This is a genomic window from Psychrobacter sp. FDAARGOS_221, assembly GCF_002313155.2.
Taxonomy (GTDB): Bacteria; Pseudomonadota; Gammaproteobacteria; order Pseudomonadales; family Moraxellaceae; genus Psychrobacter.
Map to the genome: position 1 here is coordinate 1393605 of NZ_NWFK02000001.1, position 22253 is coordinate 1415857.

Annotated in this window: 15 protein-coding genes; 12 read left to right on the top strand and 3 right to left on the bottom strand. The window is 43.3% G+C overall.

The window, feature by feature from the left end; genetic code table 11:
• Window positions 1-124 precede the first annotated feature (124 nt).
• A complete protein-coding gene (locus tag A6J60_RS05820; RefSeq protein ID WP_096065133.1) occupies window positions 125-1747 on the bottom strand; it encodes an OmpA family protein in 1623 nt (540 codons plus the stop codon).
• A 620-nt stretch (window positions 1748-2367) separates the two neighbouring features.
• Here A6J60_RS05820 and A6J60_RS05825 point away from each other — a divergent pair.
• Window positions 2368-2988, top strand: a complete 621-nt coding sequence (locus tag A6J60_RS05825) for a rhomboid family intramembrane serine protease (protein ID WP_096065134.1) — start codon at window positions 2368-2370, stop codon at window positions 2986-2988.
• Window positions 2989-3135: 147 nt separating this feature from the next.
• Here A6J60_RS05825 and hemA read toward each other — a convergent pair whose 3' ends face one another.
• Both hemA and A6J60_RS05835 read right to left on the bottom strand, forming a co-directional pair.
• Window positions 3136-4524, bottom strand: a complete 1389-nt coding sequence (gene hemA, locus A6J60_RS05830; protein ID WP_096065135.1) for a glutamyl-tRNA reductase — start codon at window positions 4522-4524, stop codon at window positions 3136-3138.
• 505 nt (window positions 4525-5029) lie between these two features.
• Complete coding sequence (locus tag A6J60_RS05835) at window positions 5030-5656, bottom strand: superoxide dismutase (protein WP_096065136.1); 627 nt, start codon at window positions 5654-5656, stop codon at window positions 5030-5032.
• An 831-nt stretch (window positions 5657-6487) separates the two neighbouring features.
• Here A6J60_RS05835 and rdgB point away from each other — a divergent pair.
• The 11 genes from rdgB (at window position 6488) to A6J60_RS05890 (ending at window position 22178) form a co-directional block, all read left to right on the top strand.
• Window positions 6488-7141 (top strand): RdgB/HAM1 family non-canonical purine NTP pyrophosphatase, encoded by a 654-nt coding sequence (gene rdgB / locus A6J60_RS05840; RefSeq protein ID WP_096065137.1) that lies wholly within the window; start codon window positions 6488-6490, stop codon window positions 7139-7141.
• Between the two features lie 462 nt (window positions 7142-7603).
• Window positions 7604-8941, top strand: coding sequence for a trigger factor (gene tig / locus A6J60_RS05845; RefSeq protein ID WP_096065138.1), 1338 nt, complete (start codon window positions 7604-7606; stop codon window positions 8939-8941).
• A gap of 308 nt (window positions 8942-9249) precedes the next feature.
• Window positions 9250-9972, top strand: a complete 723-nt coding sequence (gene clpP / locus A6J60_RS05850) for an ATP-dependent Clp endopeptidase proteolytic subunit ClpP (RefSeq protein ID WP_096065139.1) — start codon at window positions 9250-9252, stop codon at window positions 9970-9972.
• Window positions 9973-10070: 98 nt separating this feature from the next.
• The gene (clpX, locus tag A6J60_RS05855; RefSeq protein ID WP_096065140.1) at window positions 10071-11345 is read left to right on the top strand and encodes an ATP-dependent protease ATP-binding subunit ClpX; all 1275 of its coding nucleotides are present in this window, start codon (window positions 10071-10073) and stop codon (window positions 11343-11345) included.
• Between the two features lie 298 nt (window positions 11346-11643).
• A complete protein-coding gene (locus A6J60_RS05860; RefSeq protein ID WP_096065141.1) occupies window positions 11644-12705 on the top strand; it encodes an SDR family NAD(P)-dependent oxidoreductase in 1062 nt (353 codons plus the stop codon).
• A gap of 193 nt (window positions 12706-12898) precedes the next feature.
• Entirely contained in the window at window positions 12899-14032 is a 1134-nt protein-coding gene (locus tag A6J60_RS05865; RefSeq protein WP_264755592.1) for an MFS transporter, read from the top strand.
• Between the two features lie 355 nt (window positions 14033-14387).
• Window positions 14388-16400 carry a propionate--CoA ligase gene (locus tag A6J60_RS05870; protein WP_096065143.1) on the top strand — a complete coding sequence of 671 codons (2013 nt, stop codon included), beginning with the start codon at window positions 14388-14390 and terminating at the stop codon, window positions 16398-16400.
• Between the two features lie 153 nt (window positions 16401-16553).
• Window positions 16554-17942, top strand: a complete 1389-nt coding sequence (locus A6J60_RS05875; protein ID WP_096065144.1) for a GntP family permease — start codon at window positions 16554-16556, stop codon at window positions 17940-17942.
• Window positions 17943-18368: 426 nt separating this feature from the next.
• Entirely contained in the window at window positions 18369-19856 is a 1488-nt protein-coding gene (locus A6J60_RS05880) for a CoA-acylating methylmalonate-semialdehyde dehydrogenase (RefSeq protein ID WP_096065145.1), read from the top strand.
• 108 nt (window positions 19857-19964) lie between these two features.
• Complete coding sequence (locus A6J60_RS05885; RefSeq protein WP_096065146.1) at window positions 19965-20921, top strand: DMT family transporter; 957 nt, start codon at window positions 19965-19967, stop codon at window positions 20919-20921.
• 90 nt (window positions 20922-21011) lie between these two features.
• Window positions 21012-22178 (top strand): acyl-CoA dehydrogenase family protein, encoded by a 1167-nt coding sequence (locus A6J60_RS05890; RefSeq protein WP_096065147.1) that lies wholly within the window; start codon window positions 21012-21014, stop codon window positions 22176-22178.
• Window positions 22179-22253 lie beyond the last annotated feature (75 nt).

The window sequence follows — 22253 nt, forward strand, 5'->3', positions numbered from 1 at the left end:
GCCATCGTTTTACAGCCACAAAAAAAGCCACCCTAGGGTGGCTTTTTTAATTGGCATTATTTTTATAACACTTTTATAGCATTTTTATAGCATCAATCGTATCAATATGATTGTGTGCTATCTATTATTCAGCAGCAGCGGCTTCAGGTTGCTCAGCTGAATCATCTACTTTAGCAGCATCTTCAACTACTTCGATGTCTTGTGTACCCATTGCTGTTTCGTCATGAACAGTAAACTCGATACGACGGTTACGGAACTTACCATTGTCAGTTTCGTTGGTAGCGATTGGGTCAGTTTCACCCATACCTTTAGTCATTAGTTTACTGGCGTCAACACCTTTAGAAACTAAATAGTCTTTCACTGAATCAGCACGGCGCTGTGATAAGTCTTGGTTATAAGCGTCTTGACCATCACTATCAGTATGACCAATAATCATCAGTTCCATATCAGGAACTTGTTTCATCACTTCTACTGCGCGATCAAGTACTGCTTGGTTTTCTTCTGGAATATCAGTCTTATCTACTGCGAAGTTAATTACCTGGATGCTAAGGGCACGTGCCACATCTTTTGGATCTGGGTTCTCACCTAAGTTATCCATTGCAGCGTGTGCGTCAGCGATACTTTGCTCAACTTCTGCATCAAAGTCTAGAGGACCAGCAGCCACAACATTTAGCTCAGGTGCCGCTTCTTTAATGTCAGCCACTAGCTTATCAAGTTGTGCTTGATCTGGTGCATCAATACGAACTTCATCACCTTCGATGATAACGTTAGCATTTGGCGTATCTTTGATTAGCGGTAAGATAGCAGCTAAGTGTGGTGCAGCTGGCATATCAGTATCGAAGCTATCATCGATATCGGCACGACAGTTGTCAGTACCTGTACCGAACACGTCTTTTACAGAATTGATAACTGAGTTACCTAGCTCATCATTACCTGCGCTGATACGGCAAGCAAATAATTCATTACCTTCACCGGTCGCTAAGCTTAATACTGCTGGCGCTAATGCTGTAGTACCCGCTACTGCGTTTTCAGCAGGCTGTTGTTGCGTTGTTTGATCTGGTGCAGCTACTGGTGCTGGATCTGACTGACAGCCTTTTAATAGTGCCCAAGCCAATGCCGCTAGAATAATTAGACCAATAATAGGTAGTAGCGCTTTTAAGAAACCGCCACCTTCTTTTTCTTCATGGTGTAATGGCTTCATGCTGGTCGTATCAGAGATACGATGACCTGCTTCATTCACATGCGCTGCGGTAGTGTTTGCCGCAGTCGTACCCGCTGCGTTTGCATGTGCTGCATGAGCACCTGCCGCGCCGGCACCTAGTCCTAATAGACCTGCTGGTAAGAAGCCAGTAGCCCAAGATGGAATAAGGTCACGGAATGAGCTTAAGTTATCACGTAAGAACTGTGGAACTGGCGTGGTGCCTGATAAGCTCTTAATCTCATTTAATGCCATTGGCGCAGCGCTGACTAGCAAGCCTTTCACTACTGATTCATCAACTTGGTTATCAGAAACCAAACCTTTGATTAAAGATGATTTATTAGCATCATCTGACCATAAACGATCAAATAATCCTAAATCATCGTTATGAATGTCTTGTTTGGCAGCGTGATCAAAGGTTGTTTGGTCCGTTAGTTTTGCAGCCAATACAGCATAGAATTGTTTTAACAACCCTTCTTTTTGAGGGCTAGCCGAGCCTTCTAATACAGCAGGCGTTACGATACGACTCAGGTGAGCAAGAATATCCATTTAGAAAAAACCTCTTAGAGTGAAAAAATAAAAATAATGAATGAAAAATAATCCTGAAAAAATAGATGATTAAAACAGTGTATAGTCTGGGCAGCTGTTGGTTAACACATTGATTAACACAATTGATTTGAATAGTGAATCAACAACATCTAATAACTTAATAACCATCTATTTGAAATAATCTGTCAGTGCTAAGCATAATAGCTTCCCTGCATTTATAATTTACTCAAATATTTAGATTAAATAATTTATATTTTAATAAATTTTATTATATATTTTGTAAAAAATGCAGGCTTATTAGCACAATAATTGAGTTACTATTTATTTTGTAATAACAGTTTATTTTATTGTGTTAGATAGACTAATAATTAAATTAGCAGCGACATTTGCCTATACAATACCTGAAAAAGGGCAAGTACAACGTTATTGAAAAGTAAATTCTATATTAAGCAATGTTACAATGGCCGCTAAAATTGACAAAGATATAGCAAAATAATGGTCATCAAACACATTATTTCATGCTATACATACAGCATCAAAACCCACATAACGATAAAACAAATCAACGCGATTATTATCAAGTAATCTTGCGAAACTGATTGTTTTAACAAGGATTAAGAGTGAATAGTTTATTAAGCAGCCACACCACCCTCATTATTATTATCACGGTTATTGTCAGTTTGATGGCATGGCAAAACAAAGGATTAATGGATCGATTAATCTTTTCACCAATCGCAGTCAATAAAGGTCAATGGTACCGCTTGATTACGCATGGTTTTGTACATGCGGACAGCACTCACTTACTATTTAACATGTTTACTTTGTACTTTTTTGGTCGCGCGGTCGAAAACTACTTTAACCAATATTTAGGCGGATTTGGATTTATTGCGGTGTATTTAGCAGCGATTATCGTCGCTATGCTGCCCAGCTATATGCAGCACAAAGATGACTTTCGCTACCGCAGCTTAGGTGCATCTGGCGGCGTATCGGCAGTGCTATTTTCTTTTATATTAATGGCGCCATGGAGCATGTTATACCTATTCGCCGCAGTGCCAATCCCAGCCATTGTGTTCGCCATTGCTTACGTGGCCTATAGTATTTATGCCAATAACAAAGGCAACACTAATGTTAATCACCTAGCCCACTTATGGGGCGGCGCCTTTGGAGTAATAGCGACTATCTTGCTGTCACCCAATATGCTATTACATTTCTTTAATGCGTTAATGCACCCAAGATTTTAATAAATGTTGTTATTTTGAACATACTTTTATAGAGCCTAATTTATAGAGCCTAATTTATAGAGCCTAGTTTATAGAGCCTAGTTTTAGACAATTAATAAAAAGCCCACCATAGTCAATCACTGTGGTGGGCTTTTTTAGTTAGGCTGTTTATTTAGAGCGATAGGCTTCTTGTAATCCAGAAATAACTAAGTCTAGTACCTCGGGATTACCATCACGTGCGGCTCGGCGCATCAAGGACGATGGCGCATGCGCTAAGGTCTGAGTCAATCGACGCGTCAATTCAACCATCAGTGCCTCCGGCTCAGCATCGGTATGCTTTAATTGATGTAGCACATCGGCCAACACCACAGCTGCCTTACTCTCAGCTTCAGTGCGATAATCATGGATGTCTTGACCCACTTTACGCACTTGATAGCGGCGCTCAATCTCAACGACCAAGTGACTAACAAACAACTCAGCTTCAACCGCTGCTTGGCGGCGCTTCTCTAAGTTACCAGCAATCACATGCTGCAAGTCATCTACCGAATATAAATAAACATCATCAAGTTTAGAGATTTTTGAATCAATGTCTCTAGGTACCGCCAGATCCACCATTAGCATCGGGCGATAGCGGCGCTTTTTGAGTGCGCGGCGAGTCATATCATAGTCGATGAGCATATCCATGCTACCGCTACAACTGCTGACAATATCAGCCTGAGGCAACAACGCATCGAGCTCAGTTAAAGGATGCACTTCCACTTGCAAGTCAGGGCGTTGTAACTCTAGCGCCAACTGCTGCGCCCGCTCTGGGGTACGGTTACAGATTAAGATACGCTTCATACCCAACGCAGCGATATTCTGCGCCACCAAACGGTTCATTTCCCCAGCGGCGATTAATAAGAAAGTGGTCTCTTCTGGTCTATCAAAGATTTGGGTCACTAACTTGGCAGCGGCGTAACCAAGTGAGATGGCCTGAGTGCCGACATCGGTTTCGTTACGCACTCGCTTAGCAGCTGCGAAAATCTGCTCAACCACCCAGTTTAATTGATTGGTTAAGAACCCTTGCTCTTTGGCAGCGCTGACCGTTCTTTTGATTTGACCAAAGATTTGTGGCTCACCTAAGATCATAGAGTCCAGACCTGCGGCCACACGCAATAAGTGAGTTAACGCTTGAGCATCGATATAATCGTATAGATACGGACGCACCTCATCGATGGGTAAAACCTTAAAGTCGGCCAACCATTGCATCAATTGCTCGGTAAGCTCAGTGGTATTCTGTGCCAAGTCCATCTCTGCTTCAGAATCGCTATTAGCTACTGCGCTCGAATCGACATTCACATCAGAATCACGCGCGGCTTGCTGATCATTTTGCTGCTGCGTATTGGGCGCTAAGGCATAAATTTCGGTGCGGTTACAGGTAGAGATAATCAGGCTACCTGCGGTAATTTTCTGCAAATAAGCTTGTGCAACTTCAATGTCACCGCCCACAAAAGCCAGCCGTTCACGCAAGGCAACGGGAGCAGTTTTATGGTTTACGCCGATGACAACAAGATTCATGTAAATCTACCAACTTATGAAAGGTTAAACCGCTAAATCTAATCAGATAAATTGCTTATTTAAATAGTCAGTTTTAACTGACCAATACAACCTATGTAAAGGGTATCTATCAATATAAAGGTTGTATATAAAGCTTTAGATGTATTAATAAGGCATGTTATCCACAATATCAAGAGCGGCATTTAATGCTCTTAAATAGTGAGATTAACAGGTACCATTGCATACGCTATAAACAATGCGCTACAAATCAAACCATAGATTATATCATTGAATAGCTCGACAAACACAGTTTAAGCAGCTAACCAGACAAGCGACTAGACAATCAATCGTAAAAACCGTCAATAAAACAACCAAACACTTAAACAATCATCGAAGAAACAACAATCATTGAAGAAAACCATTTAAATAAGCCATTAAAAAAAAGGACGCCTAATAGGCATCCTTTTTTATTGAACGTATGATTAAACGTTCTATTTAACACTATCGTTAAAAGTCAAAGCGACAATTAAGATTCAACGCCTGCGTCTTGGCCTTTGTACTTAGCGTTTGCATAATCCCAGTTTACAAGCTTGTCTAGGAAAGTGTCTACATAGTCTGGACGACGGTTACGATAGTCGATGTAGTAAGCGTGTTCCCAAACGTCACAAGTTAATACAGCAACTTTGCCATGAGCAAGTGGTGTATCAGCGTTAGCTGTTTTCATGATAGACAGTTTGCCGCCTACAGAATCAGCAACTAACCAAGCCCAACCTGAACCGAACTGTGAAGTAGCAGCGTTTTTGAACTCTTCACGGAACTTATCGTATGAACCGAAGTCTTCTTCGATTTTGGCTTTAAGATCGCCAGTAGGCTCGCCGCCACCGTTTGGTGCCATGCTGTTCCAGTAGAAAGTGTGGTTCCAAACTTGAGCAGCTTGGTTGAACATACCTTGCTTGCTGTCATCTTCAGCAGTTGCTTTGATGATTTCTTCAAGCGATTTACCTTCAAGACCAGAACCTGGTAATAGGTCGTTCAGTTTAGTAACGTAAGCATTGTGGTGCTTATCGTGGTGAAATTCTAAAGTTTCTGCACTGATATGTGGCTCAAGTGCGTCTTTTGCATATGGAAGATCTGGTAAAGTGATATTTGACATATTATTTTTTCCTTGGCTGTGTCATTGTTTTTAGCGTAACTTTTGGATACCACAGTTAACGGCATTCAAAGCGGCGCTCAAAACGAATGAGGTGGCTTAATTATTTATGATTATTGTTTCCGTACAGTCAGCACATCAACATCCATCAAAGGCTACCAAAGCAAACGTTAACTCATAACACTCGATAGATCTGGCTGCTGATACAAATTTAGGGGCTACCCTTCAATAAATATACATCCTGTACATATCATTTATCATTATTGTTACTGAATAACTCAAACTAATATAAACAGATAAATAATATGTATCTTAATAAGGATGAATACAATATAAGGCAACTAAACCTTAAACTTGTCACCCCATAGCGAATACGTATGCCGTGAGGTTATGCTGCGCATTATAGCAATCAAACAAATAAAACTCAGTTACTGAATGTTATGCTTGGTAACCTTCATTAACGGTAGCAGCCGCTTATTAAGTTATGTTAAATATAACGACGCCGTCTATTTGACAACATTTTTCGACTAATGCGCAGTGCATTATAATAGCAATAACCGCCGTTAAATCAATACTGTCAACGGCTTGCACAATTGACTATTATTTAAGCTATTAATCGAGCAGCCTTGGTGATGATGCTAAAATAAACACGCTGAGCATTAAATTTTTAAATCAGTGTTATTTAATTTACTGATTAATCATTACCTGATTTTCTAAATAATGGTCTTAAATAGTTTCTGATCACCATTCGTTTAAAGCTGATAATCATTTGTTTAAAATAGATGCTAACTAAAGTTGCTAAGAAACAGCCATATAAAATAGGACACCAAAACAATGACAACGACTTCCTCTACGCCTACCCCAGATTGGCAACAACACAAATCTTGGGTATTGGCCAGTAATAATAAAGGCAAGCTGGCTGAGTTCAAACGTCTGTTTCAACAGGCCAACCTTGATATTGATATCGTGCCTCAAGGTTCACTGGATATTGAAGATGCTATCGAAGATGGCTTGAGTTTTGTGGAAAATGCCATTATTAAAGCACGTCATGCGAGCCGTCAAAGTGGCTTACCGGCCATTGCCGATGACTCTGGATTGTGTGTGCCGGTGCTTAATAATGCACCAGGTATCTACTCTGCCCGTTATGCCGGTGAGCATGGCAATGATGACAAAAATAACCAGAAGCTACTGGCTGACTTACTGCCGTACCGTGGTGAGCAGCCGATTAAAGGTTATTTCGTGTGTGTGCTGGCATTAGTGCGTCATGCCGATGATCCCTTGCCTATCGTGGCGCAAGGTCTGTGGCAAGGTGAAATCTTGCCTGAAGCTAAAGGCGAGCATGGCTTTGGTTATGATCCTTTGTTTTGGATACCTGAGCTACAACAAAGTTCCGCACAGTTAGAGCCGATGCGCAAAAACGAACTCAGTCACCGTGGTTTAGCGATGCAAAGCTTATTGCAACAGCTGTCATCGGTTATGGCTAATTAATTGTTACGGCTAATTAAAGGTACAGCCAAATAAGCATCAATTTATTAGCTACTCAAGTACAAAGTGCAAGCAAATATAAACGCTTAAATAGATGTAAAACACCAATAATTGTTAAAAAAGCGCGGTAATAGGCGAAAAATTTGATTGTATTGCGTAATTTCTACTTTATTTTTACTTTGATTGGCTGATAGACTATACTGTTCTACTTTTATTATTTTATAGCAGCTGCTTGAGATTCTCATCCCTGCGCCCTTACGTTTTTGCTTAGCCCCATAAAACGTCTGATGGTAGAATATAAGGGCTATTTAAATTTTTAGATGACGTTTTTTAAGACCAGTTTTAGCGTTAAATTCTTGGCAACTTTCATACTGTGAGTGTCAAACTTATTGATTGGTATTTCTATACAGTGTGGATGTGTGCTTATCATCAAAATCAAATGATTAATATACAGGGTTAATAACCATGGCAAAAGATCTACAAGTCACGACGAATAAAGTCAATGACAATCAAACGCAACTGACAGTTAAAGTACCTGTCGAACAAATTCAAAACCAAGTTGAAAGCCGTATCCGTAAAGTGGCAAAAACCGCTAAAATCGATGGCTTCCGTAAAGGTAAAGTGCCTGTGTCACATATCCGTGCACAGTATGGCGCTGGCATCCAGCAAGAAGTGATCAACGATGTAATCCGTGACACTGTATTCGAAGCTATCAAAGCTGAAGACGTTCGTGCCGTTGGCATGCCAAACATCGATGACGTGAAACTAGAAGACGAATTCTTAGTATATCAAGCCACTGTAGAAATCTTCCCAGAAATCGAAGTTGCTGGTATCGATGAAATCGAAGTTGAGCGTCACACTGCGAGCATCAACGACGAAGACGTTGACACTATGATCGAAAACTTACGCAAACAGCGTCAAGAATTCGCAGAGAAAGAAGGTGCATCAGCTGAAGGCGATCAGGTTACTTTCGACTTTGAAGGTACCGTTGATGGCGAGAAGTTCGAAGGCGGTTCTGCTGAAGACTTCAAACTGGTACTTGGCAGCGGTCAAATGATCCCAGGCTTTGAAGACGGTATCGTTGGCATGAGCGCTGGCGAAGAAAAAACCATCGACGTGACTTTCCCAGCTGAATATCAAGCTGAGAACTTAGCGGGTAAAGATGCTCAGTTCAAAATCAACGTTAAGAAAGTTGAAGAGCCTAAACTACCAGAAATTGATGATGAATTCTTAGAGCTATTTGGTGTTACTGAAGGTGGCGTTGAGCAGCTAAAAGCAGACGTACGCAAAAACATGCTACGTGAAATCAAAAATGCAGCACGTGCTCAAATCAAGAAAGCGACTTTTGATGCGCTACTTGAAAAGAACCAGTTTGACATCCCAACTGCTATGGTTGACCAAGAAGTTGAGCGTCAACGTGATCTAATGATGCAGCGCTTTGCACAACAGTTCGGCGGTAACGTCAACAGCATCGACAAAGATATGTTGCCACGTGAGCTGTTCGAAGAACAAGCTATCAACACTGCGCGTCTAGGTGTGATCGTTTCTCGCATCATCGAAGAGAACAAGATGGAAGTGGATCAAGAGCGTGTAGAAACCTTCATCAAAGAAACTGCTGAAAACTACGAAGATCCTCAAGAAGTGATCGACTACTACACCAATGACGCACAGCAACGTGCTAATATTGAGTCAGTGGTATTAGAAGATCAAGTAATTGACTTCTTACTAGAAAAAGGCACTGTCACTGAGAAAGAAGTAAGCTATCAAGAGCTTCTAGCTTCTCAGCAACAAGGCATGATGTAATTCATCCTGCTTTAGCAGTCACTTATTGCTAAACCAAAAATGCCCTAACTAAATTAGTTGGGGCATTTTTGTCTGTAACTGTTGCTATATTTTTTTCGGTGTTTGCTGCTGTTTGTTTTTATCAGTACTAATCATCAGTATTAAGTTTATCAGCATTAACGGCCATTATCGATTATTATCGATTATTCGCCAAACGCTTGATTTATTATCAACTACCCCCAAAATATAAACTAATAACACACTCACTTAAAATTAACATATCATTAGAATATATTATTAAAACCATTGACCAAAAACAGGGATTATTTATGAACCTACAAACGCACAATCAAGACATCGAACGCATTATGAATAACCCACATTTTGAGAAGCTGGTTGCGGCTCACGATGCGGTATTAAGAGATATGCGTGATGCAACGGTTAGCACGCCTCAAGCAGCACTTGTACCCATGGTTGTTGAGCAGTCTGCGCGCGGCGAGCGCTCTTTTGACATTTTCTCACGTCTACTTCGTGAGCGTGTTATCTTCTTAACCGGTCAAGTTGAAGACAACATGGCCAATCTAATTGTGGCACAGATGCTGTTCTTAGAAGCTGAAAACCCAGAAAAAGATATCCACTTATACATCAACTCGCCAGGCGGTTCAGTAAGCGCTGGTCTTGCGATGTTCGATACCATGAACTTTATTAAGCCAGACGTATCAACCATTTGTATGGGCGGTGCGTACAGCATGGGTTCATTCTTATTGGCCGCGGGTCAAAAAGGCAAGCGCTATGCCCTAGCCAACTCTCGTGTGATGATTCACCAACCATCAGGCGGTGCACAAGGTCAGGCCACTGATATCGAGATTAACGCGCGTGAAATCTTAAAAATCCGTGACCGTCTAAACCGTATCCTAGCTGAGCGTACTGGTCAGCCATTAGAAAAAATTGAAAAAGACGTTGAACGTGACTACTGGTTAGATGCCTATGAAGCCAAAGAATACGGCTTGGTAGATGAAGTATTAGAGCGCCGTCCAGAAGAAGAAAAGTAATCGCCTTGCTGGCCTAGAGATGGGCTAATACCAGAATCTAAACACTATTAAACTGGTATCATATTACAACGCTAAGAAATAATTAAGGAGCGCCAAGCATGGCCAAAGACAAGACACCACAGTGTTCATTTTGTGGTAAAAAGAAAGACGAAGTAGCTCAACTGATTGCTGCCGATGACGCCAATATTTGTAATGAATGTGTGGCACTTTGCACCGACTTAATCGAAGAAGGCGATATCGATAGTGGCGAAGAGGACGGCGAAGTAAATACTTGGCTGACCAAAAAGCTGCCAACGCCAAAAGAAATTAGAGAGCATTTAGACGGCTATGTAATTGGCCAAGATACGGCTAAAAAAGCATTGTCAGTTGCGGTATATAACCACTATAAGCGCTTAAAAGTTGCTGCATTATTGGCAGAAGACCGCAAACAAGCCAAATTAGGCGCCGATGACGCGATGGTAGAGCTGTCAAAAAGTAACATCTTACTAATTGGCCCAACCGGCTCTGGTAAAACTTTATTGGCGCAAACCTTAGCACGTATGCTGGATGTGCCTTTTGCGATGGCCGATGCCACTACCTTAACCGAAGCCGGTTATGTTGGTGAAGACGTTGAAAACATCGTTCAAAAGCTACTACAAGCGGCTGATTATGACGTTGAAAAGGCCGAGCAAGGCATTATCTACGTCGATGAAATCGATAAAATCAGTAAAAAAGGCGAAAATATGTCAATCACCCGTGATGTCTCGGGTGAAGGCGTGCAGCAAGCATTACTGAAACTGATTGAAGGTACGGTTGCCGCTATCCCGCCTCATGGTGGTCGTAAGCATCCGAACCAAGAGCTGATCCAAGTGGATACCAGCAACATCTTGGTCATCGTGGGCGGTGCTTTCTCAGGACTGGATAAAGTCATTCAGCAGCGTACTGAAAAAACAGGTATTGGCTTTAATGCTGAAGTGAAAGCTAAAGATGACGGTCGTCAGTTATCTGAGCTGTTTAAGCAAGTAGAGCCAGAAGATTTGATTAAGTTTGGTCTAATCCCTGAATTGATCGGTCGTCTGCCAGTGATTGCAACGCTTGAAGAGCTTGATGAAGATGCGTTAATGCAAATCTTAACTGAGCCTAAGAACGCCATCGTTAAGCAGTATCAGTACTTGTTTGAGATGGAAGATGCAGAGCTGACGTTCACTGAAGAAGGCTTGAAAGCCATTGCTCACAAAGCGATGGAACGTAAAACCGGCGCACGTGGCTTACGCTCTATCGTAGAAAACGCACTGCTTGATACCATGTATGAGCTGCCTTCTATGAGTGATGCGAAGTCAGTGGTGGTTGATGAAACCGTGATTAATGACGGTGTGTCACCTAAAATTGCTTAAGTAACTGGCTTAACTAACTAATTGTCGATTGAACCAAAAAACGCTTATCTCTATGATAGGCGTTTTTTATTGCTTAAAATAACCGATAATTAAACCATAACTAGGCAGCTTCAAGTAAAATGTATTTAATCAAAACTTAAATGATTTAAATACAGCAACTTAAATAAAGCACACAGAATAATAACTGCTATAGTAGCCTCTATATTAGTAGCCACTATATTTCCAGTCATTAATATTAGTCGCTAATACTTACCACCAATACTCAACACTGTTATTCGCCACTGTAGGACACCGCCCCATGCGCCCATCTCAATTGCTCACCGCTGCACTGCCGCCATCTGTTATCAACAACTTACGCGCTTATCTCCCCTTTACAAATAATCTGCCGCTTATAAAACCAACCATTGATGAGCAGCAACTGACCGAGTTTTATCAGTCTCACGTTGCTGCCATTACCGGTGCTGGCTCAGGCATTGGTCGTCAACTGGCGCTTAATTTAGCTCAAGCCGGCTGTCATCTTGCCTTGTCTGATATCAATGATAAAAACTTGGCTGAAACCTATGCCCTACTCAAGCCCTATTCAGTGAAAGTAACAACGACAGTACTCGATGTCTCCGACAAAAACGCTGTTTTTGCCTGGGCCGAACAGGTTATGGCAGATCACGGAAAGGTCAACTTTATTTTTAACAATGCTGGTGTCGCATTGTCATCGACAGTCGAAGGCGAGAGCATTGACGATATCGAATGGGTGATGGGTATTAACTTTTGGGGCATGGTGTATGGCACCAAAGCCTTTTTACCGTTAATCAAACAAAGCCTAAACCCTGCATCTGATAATAGCCAATCAGAAGACGGCAATCGTCAACATCATGGTCATATTATCAACATCTCTAGCTTGTTCGGATTGATAGCATTGCCAGGACAGTCTGCTTATAATGCCAGTAAGTTTGCCATCCGTGGCTTCAATGAAAGCTTGCGTCAAGAGTTGGCTATCGAAAATAGCGGCGTTTCGATTACCTCGGTGCACCCGGGCGGTATTAAGACAAATATCGCGAACAATGCCCGCGGCAATGACAGTATTGGTAGCTTAGGCATGCCTACTGGCGCTAGAGGTATAAGAAACTTCAATCGTTTATTAAAGTTTGACCCTGATATGGCGGCCAAAATTATCCTGATGGCAGCAGCGAATAACCAACCGCGCTGCCTAATTGGTGATGATGCTAAGCTAGCAGATTTACTACAGCGCATCACCCCGTCGCATTATGGGCCACTGATGGCAAAGGCTACTAAACTTGCCGCTGGCCATAAAGGCAAAAAGAGCAAAAATAAGCGTAAAAAGCAAAATGAGCCTCAGAAGTAACGAGAGAAATAAAGCCAATAAATACCGCTAGTTAAATCATAATCATCGACACTTAGACTCTGTTATTCTATTAACAGAGTCTTTATCAAGCTGAGCCTACGTTATGCCAAACTCTAAGCCTGCAAACTCGTCTAACGCCAATAGCGCCCTGCCCGCCTATGCACAGCCGACTTGGATTCTAAAAGCCACGGTGATGATTATCGCGGTGTTTGCTTTTTTGCAGGTCTACTCTATCCAATCGGTGTTGCCGGTATTGATGCTCGATTTTGCAGCAACAGAAGTGCAAGTCGGTATGGCAGTTGGCGCTACGGTGATGGCAGTGGCTATCATGTCGCCGTTCTTAGGGATGCTGTCAGATGCCATTGGGCGCAAGTCGATCATCGTGGGTGCGCTGCTGTTTTTGGCGATACCGACTGCCTTGATTGCCGATAGCCAAAGCATAGAGATGCTCACCTTTTGGCGCTTTTTACAAGGGCTGTCTGTCCCGGGTATTACGGTGGTGACCATTGCTTATTTGGGTGAAGAGTTTGAAGGCAGTGCGATTGCAGAGTTAATGGCGTACTACGTATCAGGCACCGTATTGGGCGGGTTCTCAGGACGGTTTGTATTGGGTCACTTGCATGAGTGGGTTGGCTGGCGCACAGCTTATTATATGATGGCAGCATTAACCTTCGCTGGCGCATTGTGGGTCGCCAAGACCCTGCCAGCCTCTCAGCACTTTGTACCCAGTCCTAAGTTTCGTACCGCACTGACCACGCTAGCAGGACATCTACGTAACCGCTATGTATTGTCAGCATGTTTGCTTGGCTTTTGTGTGCTGTTCTCATTGGTCGGCTGCTTCACCTTTATCAATCTACATCTGGCACAAGATCCGTATAATCTGAGCACCGGACAGCTGGCCAATATCTTTGCGGTGTATCTGATTGGGGTGATTATTACCCCACTATCGACACGGCTGATACAACGCTTTGGTTCAGCTCGTACCATCATGGTTGCTGTGTGCTTGTCGATGCTGGGCGTGCTACTGACATTAACTGCGCCATTATGGTTGGTAATTGTCGGACTCACTGTGATGTCATCTGGGGTATTTATCACTCAGTCTGCAACCATTGGCTATATCGCCACCAACGTTCATCAAGGGCGCTCATTAGCCTCTGGTCTGTATTATATGTGCTACTACGCTGGCGGTACGCTAGGGGCTTGGGTATGTGGCTTGGTCTACAGTCATGGCCAATGGTCCGCGACAGTAGTGGCGTTATTATTGATGCAGGTATTTGCTATTTTGGTTGCTGGTTTGGCGATGATTAAAACCCCATTAAAAGCATAAAAGCTTCAAGTACCGTATTACGTGCTCTGAGCTCTAAGTTTTGGTAAAAAGTATGTGTTATTAAATCAAATCATAAGTCATAACATAAACCATAACTAGAATTGATCGATACAGGCACTATTATTTCATTTAACACCAGCTAATGTCATACTAAGCGATAATTGTTATTGACCTACACCTGCAAACTTTGTTAAATTGAATTCACTATTAAAACGATATATTTTGTATCGTTTTCTCTTTTTTACTCTTTTTTAAATTAAAAAGAGAAACCGGATTTGCAAGGAAAGCAAACCTCATAGGTAAGGTGGGTGGGTGCCCCCTTATTTCTATTTTATCTTTAGCTAAGGACAGCGCCATGAAATACGCCGATTCAAACTATACCGCAACTGCAACCCGTTCATTTGACGAACTGTATCAAACCTCTTTAGACAACCCTACAGACTTCTGGCGACAACAAGCCGAACGTATCTACTGGCATAAGCAGCCAGACACCATCTTAGATGATAGCAAACTCCCTTTTGCCAAGTGGTTCGTCGGTGGTGAGACCAATATTTGCTACAACTGTGTCGACCGTCACTTAGAAGAGCGTGCTGAACAAGATGCCTTTGTGTGGGTATCCTCTGAAATCAACCAAGACCTAATCGACAATCACCCTGGCGTGGTCGATGCCTTTAAAGCATTAGACAATCACGTGGAGTTTTATACCGATTATGCCAAACGCCGCCTGACTTATAACCGCTTATATAAAGAAGTCAATTACTTTGCCGATGTGCTACAACGTTTAGGCGTGGGCAAAGGCGACCGCGTCATTATCTATATGCCAATGATTTTGGAAGCGGCTTACGCCATGCTGGCCTGTACGCGTATTGGCGCCATCCACTCTGTGGTATTTGGTGGCTTCGCGGCACATAACTTGGCGGTGCGTATGAACGATGCACAAGCCAAACTGGTCATTACAGTTGACGCCGGTCTACGCGGCGGCAAGGTCATTAATTACAAAAATCTAGTTAATCAAGGCATTGAACAAGCCGATAATAAGCCTGAAAACGTACTGGTCGTCGATCGCGGTATTATGCCGTATCAGCCACAACCCATCGATGTTGATTATGCCACTGAGCGCCGCATCAGCTGTGATGCCAAAGCTGTGGTTGATCCGGTGTGGCTTGAGTCTAATGAGCCTTGTTACCTGCTATACACTTCAGGCACCACTGGCACACCAAAAGGCGTACAGCGTGATACCGGTGGCCATGCCGTCGCTCTGACGACCTCGATTGATTTGATCTATGATGGCAAGCCAGGCGATACCTTCTGGGCCATCTCAGATATTGGTTGGGCAGTCGGACATTCTTATACCATCTATGCGCCGCTGCTTGCAGGCATGACCAGCATCATGTACGAAGGTCTGCCCCATCGTCCAAATCCAGGTATTTGGTGGCGTATTGTTGAGGCCAACAAGGTCAATATACTATTCACTGCTCCAACCGGGGTGCGTATGCTCAAAAAACAAGACGAGTCTTGGTTGACTCGTTACAACACCAGTAGTGTCAAATCCTTCTTCCTAGCAGGTGAGCCACTAGACGAGCCGACTGCCGATTGGCTGTCTGGGCACCTAGGCGTTCCCATCTTAGACCACTATTGGCAAACCGAAACTGGCTGGCCAATCTTAAGTCATGTGCCAAAATTTGACTATAAAGATCACAAACCTGGCTCCCCTGGCTATCCAATGTATGGCTTTAATGCCAAAGTGCTTAACGAAGAGACTGGCGAGCCTTGCCAGCCAGGTGAAAAAGGTCTGCTCGCTATTAGCGCACCACTGCCACCAGGCTGCTTAACCACTGTATGGAATAACGATGAGCGCTTTATTAAGAGCTATTACAACTTATTTAATGGCAAGGAATACTCAAGCTCAGACTATGCCATGACCGATGAAAATGGCTATTTTTACATCCTTGGACGTACCGATGATGTGATTAACGTTGCCGGCCATCGTCTTGGTACCCAAGAGATTGAAGCCGCTATCAGTGAGCATCCAGAAGTGGCAGAGGTCGGCGTGGTCGGTATCAAGGATGAGTTAAAAGGCGAGTTGCCCATCGCATTTTGTATCTTACGTGACCCCTCGATTATCGAAGACACTGAAAATCGCTTCCGCGTTGAACAGCAAATCTTCGGTATTGTCGCCAAGTCTTTGGGCGCCCTCGCCCGACCTGCTGCGGTCTATTTCCCGACTGCGCTACCCAAAACGCGTTCAGGCAAAATCTTACGTCGCGCCATTCGTGCATTAGCCGAAGGTCGCGATACGGGCGACATGTCAACGCTAGATGACCCAACGGCCATTGATGCGGTAAAAGCAGCGATAGACAGCTACTAAACACAAAGCCTTTGGCAACCGACCCATCAGTAAAGGGCACCATCAAGAAATGCAACTAATAGCGCCCAGCTGATACCCCATCAGCTTGGCGCTATTTTTTTATAATTCTATTCACAGCGTATCGCTACAACCCCTATTTAGAAGGAACTAAATATGAGTATATTCGCGATTTTATTATCTTTAGTATTACTGATCTATTTTGCTTACCGAGGCGTTAGTGTTCTAGTACTGGCACCGGTATTAGCGATGTTGGCCATTATCCTAAGTGGTCAAGGCACCCAAGCCCTCGGGTTTTATACCCAAGTATTTATGGACGGTGTCGGCGGCTTTACAGTTAAGTATTTTCCGTTATTCATCCTCGGTGCCATTTTTGGTAAGTTAATGGAAGACTCGGGCTATGCACACAGCATCTCCCATCATATTGTCAATAAATTAGGGCACAATCACGCCTTATTGGCCATCGTACTGGCCTGTTCTTTATTGACCTATGGCGGTGTCTCAGCATTCGTCGTCACCTTTGCCATCTACCCCATTGCGGCCGCTTTATTTAAGCAAGTTAATATTCCTAAGCGTTTGATACCTGGCGCGATTAGTATTGGTGCGTTAACTCTGACCATGACCGCGCTGCCTGGCTCGCCTGCCATTCATAACGCCATTCCTATGCCCTACTTCCAGACCGATGCGTTTGCCGCACCCGGCTTAGGTCTCATCGCCTCAGTCATAATGTTGGGCGGTGGTATGTGGTGGATGAATCGCCAAGTTCGTCTGGCCAATATCAATAACGAAGGCTATGGCAATCATTATCTGAATGAAAAAGAGCTCGATTTAAACGACAAAATACCCAATTTCTGGCTGGCGTTATTTCCCATTATTATCGTGGTAGCCGGTAACTATTTCTTTTCCAAGCTCATCATCCCGATTTGGAACAACAGCTATTTGGCCGATGAGCAGTTTGGCGGTGTCACGCTCAGCTCAGTGATTGGGATCTGGTCAATTATTTTGTCACTGGCCATCGCTTGTTTATTCGTCATCATCTTTAACTTTAAACGTATCAAAAATCTTGCAGACAGCTTAAACAAAGGCGCCACAGGTTCACTACTACCTATCTTCAATACCGCATCAGAAGTAGGTTATGGCTCTGTTATCGCAAGCTTGGCGGGCTTTGCCATTATTCAGCACTTCTTTATGGGCATTGCACCAGGCAACCCATTAATCTCTGAAGCGATTATGATTAATATCTTGGCCGGTATCACAGGCTCAGCCTCAGGCGGTCTTGGTATTGCTTTGGAGGTCATGGGTGCTAATTACATGCAATTGGCGCAGGAGTACAACATCGACCCCGAATTGATGCACCGTATTGCATCGCTGGCTTCTGGCGGTCTCGATTCACTGCCACACAATGGCGCCATTATTACCATGCTGACCATCTGTGGCCTGACTCACAAAGAATCATATAAGGATATTTTTGTGACCGCAGTGCTGATTCCAATTGTTACCCTGATTGTGATTATTATGCTGGGTACTGTATTCGGATCGTTTTAACACGCTAACTTTGACGGTTTAATATTTGACGTTGAATCCTCTAACTACTGAGGTTCAACGTCTCATTTTTTACAGCTTTTCTCTCAGCTTGTTTCTCTCAGCTACAGTCTAGAGCCTGTGCTGTTATCCGTATTGGTTATAAGCAAAACCATTTATTATCAGCACTGATAACCACTAACAATGATAAATAACCTAAAAAATTAACCACTTATTTTTAATTTGGGTCTTGTAAAATGATATGTTTTGTATCATTATTATTTACATAGCCAAATATTCAGATATTAGGTTTTCACTATCGTCAAAGAAGCCAGCTACAGTGATAAGCCCAACCCTATAGTGGTTCGTTACTTCACTAATTAAGGTTTTACTGACTATAAGCTGATATCTAATAATCCCTAACATAGTAAATAAAGATAAGGACATCTTATGCATCACGTAAAACAACTCATTAATGGACAATTCGTTGAATCAAACACCTCAGAATGGATCGATCTAACCGATCCTGCGACGCAAGAAGTCATTGCCAAAGTTCCACAAACCACAGATGACGAAATTAATGAAGCGGTTGCGGCTGCTAAAGAAGCGTTCAAAACTTGGCGCAAAACCCCAATCAGTAAACGTGCTCGCATCTTCTTAACCTATCAAGCCTTAATCCGTGAACACATGGACGAGTTGGCTGAGCTATTGACAGCTGAGCAAGGCAAAACCATCGCTGACGCCCGTGGTGACGTATTCCGTGGCCTAGAAGTGGTTGAGCATGCTGCCGGTATTACCAACCTGCAAATCGGTGACTTTGTAGAAAGCGTCGGCACTGGCGTTGATACTTATAGCATCTGGCAACCTCTTGGTGTGTGTGCCGGTATTACACCATTTAACTTCCCAGCCATGATTCCGCTGTGGATGTTCCCAATGGCAATTGCAACCGGTAACACCTTTGTATTAAAGCCCTCTGAACAAGATCCTATGGTCACCATGCGCTTGGTAGAGCTGGCATTAGAAGCTGGTGTCCCTGAAGGTGTATTAAACGTGGTCCATGGCGGCAAGCCAACAGTTGATGCCATTTGTGATCACCCAGATATTAAAGCGGTATCTTTTGTTGGTTCAACCAAAGTTGGTAAACACGTCTATCAACGTGCCAGCGAAGCCGGCAAACGTGTACAGTGTATGATGGGCGCCAAAAACCACGCGGTTATCCTACCGGATGCCAACAAAGAACAAACCCTTAATCAGTTAGCTGGTGCTGCCTTCGGTGCGGCAGGTCAACGCTGTATGGCGCTATCGGTCGTGGTATTAGTCGGTGAAGCACAAAACTGGATTGATGAAATCAAAGCCAAAGCAGAAGGCTTAGTAGTTGCTGCCGGTAAAGATGACAAAGACTTAGGTCCACTAATCAGCCCACAAGCCAAAGCACGTGTTGAGCATCTGATTCAAACCGGTGTCGATGAAGGCGCTGACTTATTATTAGATGGTCGTGGTATTGTGGTTGACGGCTATGAGAAAGGTAACTTCGTTGGCCCAACTATCTTTGATAATGTGACCACTGATATGCAGATTTATAGCCAAGAAATCTTTGGTCCTGTGCTGTGTATCATGCGTGCTGACTCACTTGATGACGCGATTGAAATTATCAACGCCAATCCAAATGGTAACGGTACTGCTATCTTTACTCAGTCTGGTGCTGCAGCGCATAAATTCCAGCAAGACATTGACGTGGGTCAAGTGGGTATTAACTTACCGATTCCTGTGCCATTACCAATGTTCTCTTTCTCAGGCTCACGCGCCAGTAAGCTGGGCGACTTAGGTCCTTACGGCAAGCAAGCGGTACAGTTCTATACTCAGACCAAGACTGTGACTGCACGTTGGTTTGATGATGAAGCCAGCAAAGGTAAAGTAAACACTACCATTTCGATGTAGAGTGGTTTCGTTAATTTAGGTAAAGCAATCTCTTTGTTTTAGCCATCCCTATCTTAATGACGATTATGACGCTAATAAACGTAAGATTAAGATAGGGAGGCATAACCATTGAAAGCGCTTATTGCCTCTTTTTTATTTATATTTTTATATGGATCGGGATTTGTAGCGACCCAATATGGTCTTCCCTACGTTGATCCCGTTTCATTTTTAGTGATTCGATTTGCCATTACCGCCTGTTTGATGGGCACTTTGTGTCTAGTTATTAGACCGAAGTTAGCTGGCTCTAAGCTGACAACATCTAAATCAGCGGGCTCTCAGGATACTGCTGGTTCAGATACCATCAAAGATTTGATGCATACCTTTATCGCAGGCGCCCTGATGGTTGGTTTGTTTTCACTGGGTGTGTTTTTGGCAATTGATTATGGTCTGTCCGCCTCAACGACCGCTTTGGTGATTTCGTTTCAGCCGTTAGTGGCCAGTGTAATGGCTCAGATATTCTTTAAGGCCAAAGTATCGATTGCACAATGGATAGGCTTAATCATTGGTTTAATTGGCGTCTTGTTTATTGTGTTTTGGGGATTAAAAACTCCAAATATAATCGGTCTGTTGCTGGCAGGTTTGGGATTGCTAGGTGTGGCTTGCGGCAGTGTTTATCAAAAGCACTTTTGTGCCGACATGCACTTAGTATTTGGTGGATTCATACAGTCTTGTGCCGCTTGTATTCTATGCGCACTGGTGTGGCCACTTTATGGAGCTCACTTTATTGAATGGACACCTGAGTTTATATTTTCACTACTGTGGATGGCCATTGCGGTCTCAATCGGCGGGGTAAATATGCTCTATATTTTGATACGTCAGCTATCAATCAGCAAAGTATCGACTTTATTTTATTTAATTCCCATTGCAGCCTTGGTATTATCATTGATATTCTTAGAAGGCCATATTTACAAAGTACAGGGCATTGGCATTATACTGATATCTTTGTCCATATATTTAGTGGCTCGCTACGACCAACGATCTATTCAAGCCGCTATTGAAACTGAAAAAGCCAAACAAATTGTATAAGCTTTAATCAGCACACATTTGACAAAGGATATGTCTCATAGACGACCGTCTGTATTCGAAGACTGTCTGTATTTAAAGGAATAACATACTATGGATTTTGCATTAACCGATGATCAGTTGGCTTACCAAAAAATGGCACGCCAATTTGCACAAAAGGAATTGAAACCCAACGCCGCTGAGTGGGATAGAAACAGCCACTTTCCAATCGATGTCATCAAAAAAACAGGTGAGTTGGGCTTTTTAGGCCTATACACCAATCCAGACTATGACGGTCTTGGTTTACCCCGTCTTGATTCAGCCATTGTGTTTGAAGAATTGGCTTGGGGTGACACCGCCGTTGCCGCCTATATCAGTATTCACAATATGGTCGCTTGGATGATCGGCGAATTTGCCACCGATGAGGTGCGTAGCGATATCGTACCAAAACTGGTCAGTGGTGAGTATTTAGGCAGCTACTGCTTAACTGAACCCAATGCCGGCTCTGACGCAGGCTCTTTGACCACCAAAGCCATCAAACAAGACGGCGAAGATTATTATCTGCTTAATGGCGAAAAAACCTTTATCTCAGGCGCCGGCTCGACCGATATTCTAGTGGTTATGGCACGCACTGGTGGCGCAGGCCCTAAAGGTGTCTCTGCACTGGTTGTCGATGCGCACAGCGACGGCATCAGCTACGGTAAAAATGAGCACAAAATGGGCTGGAAAGCACAGCCAACCCGCACCATTCATTTCAAAGACGTCAAAGTGCCTGCCAAAAACTTGCTTGGCAATGAGGGCGAAGGCTTTAAGTTTGCCATGAAAGGCCTTGATGGCGGCCGTATCAATATCGGTGTCTGTGCCGTTGGTACCGCTCAAGCTGCGTTAGAAACTGCACTGGCGTATGTCCAAGAGCGTAAGCAGTTTGGTAGCGCCATCGCTGAGCTACAGTCAGTACAGTTTAAGCTGGCTGATATGCTGACCCAAACCGTTGCTGCCCGCCAAATGTTATACCTTGCTGCCAGCAAAGTGGATGCCAACGATCCCAATGCCACTACCTACTGCGCGATGGCCAAGCGCTTATCAACCGATTTAAGTTTTGATGTCGCCAACCAAGCATTACAACTGCATGGGGGCTATGGCTATCTCAATGAATATCCGCTTGAGCGCCATGTGCGTGACTTGCGAGTGCATCAGATTTTGGAAGGCACCAACGAGATTATGCGCGTCATTGTGTCACGTAAGATGATGAGTGACCACGCACTAGATAGCTTACGTTAAACTGCTTACGTTAATAGTCGTCAGCAATTTATAACCGTACTAGATAATAGTTAACAACCCATTAGCATAAAAAAT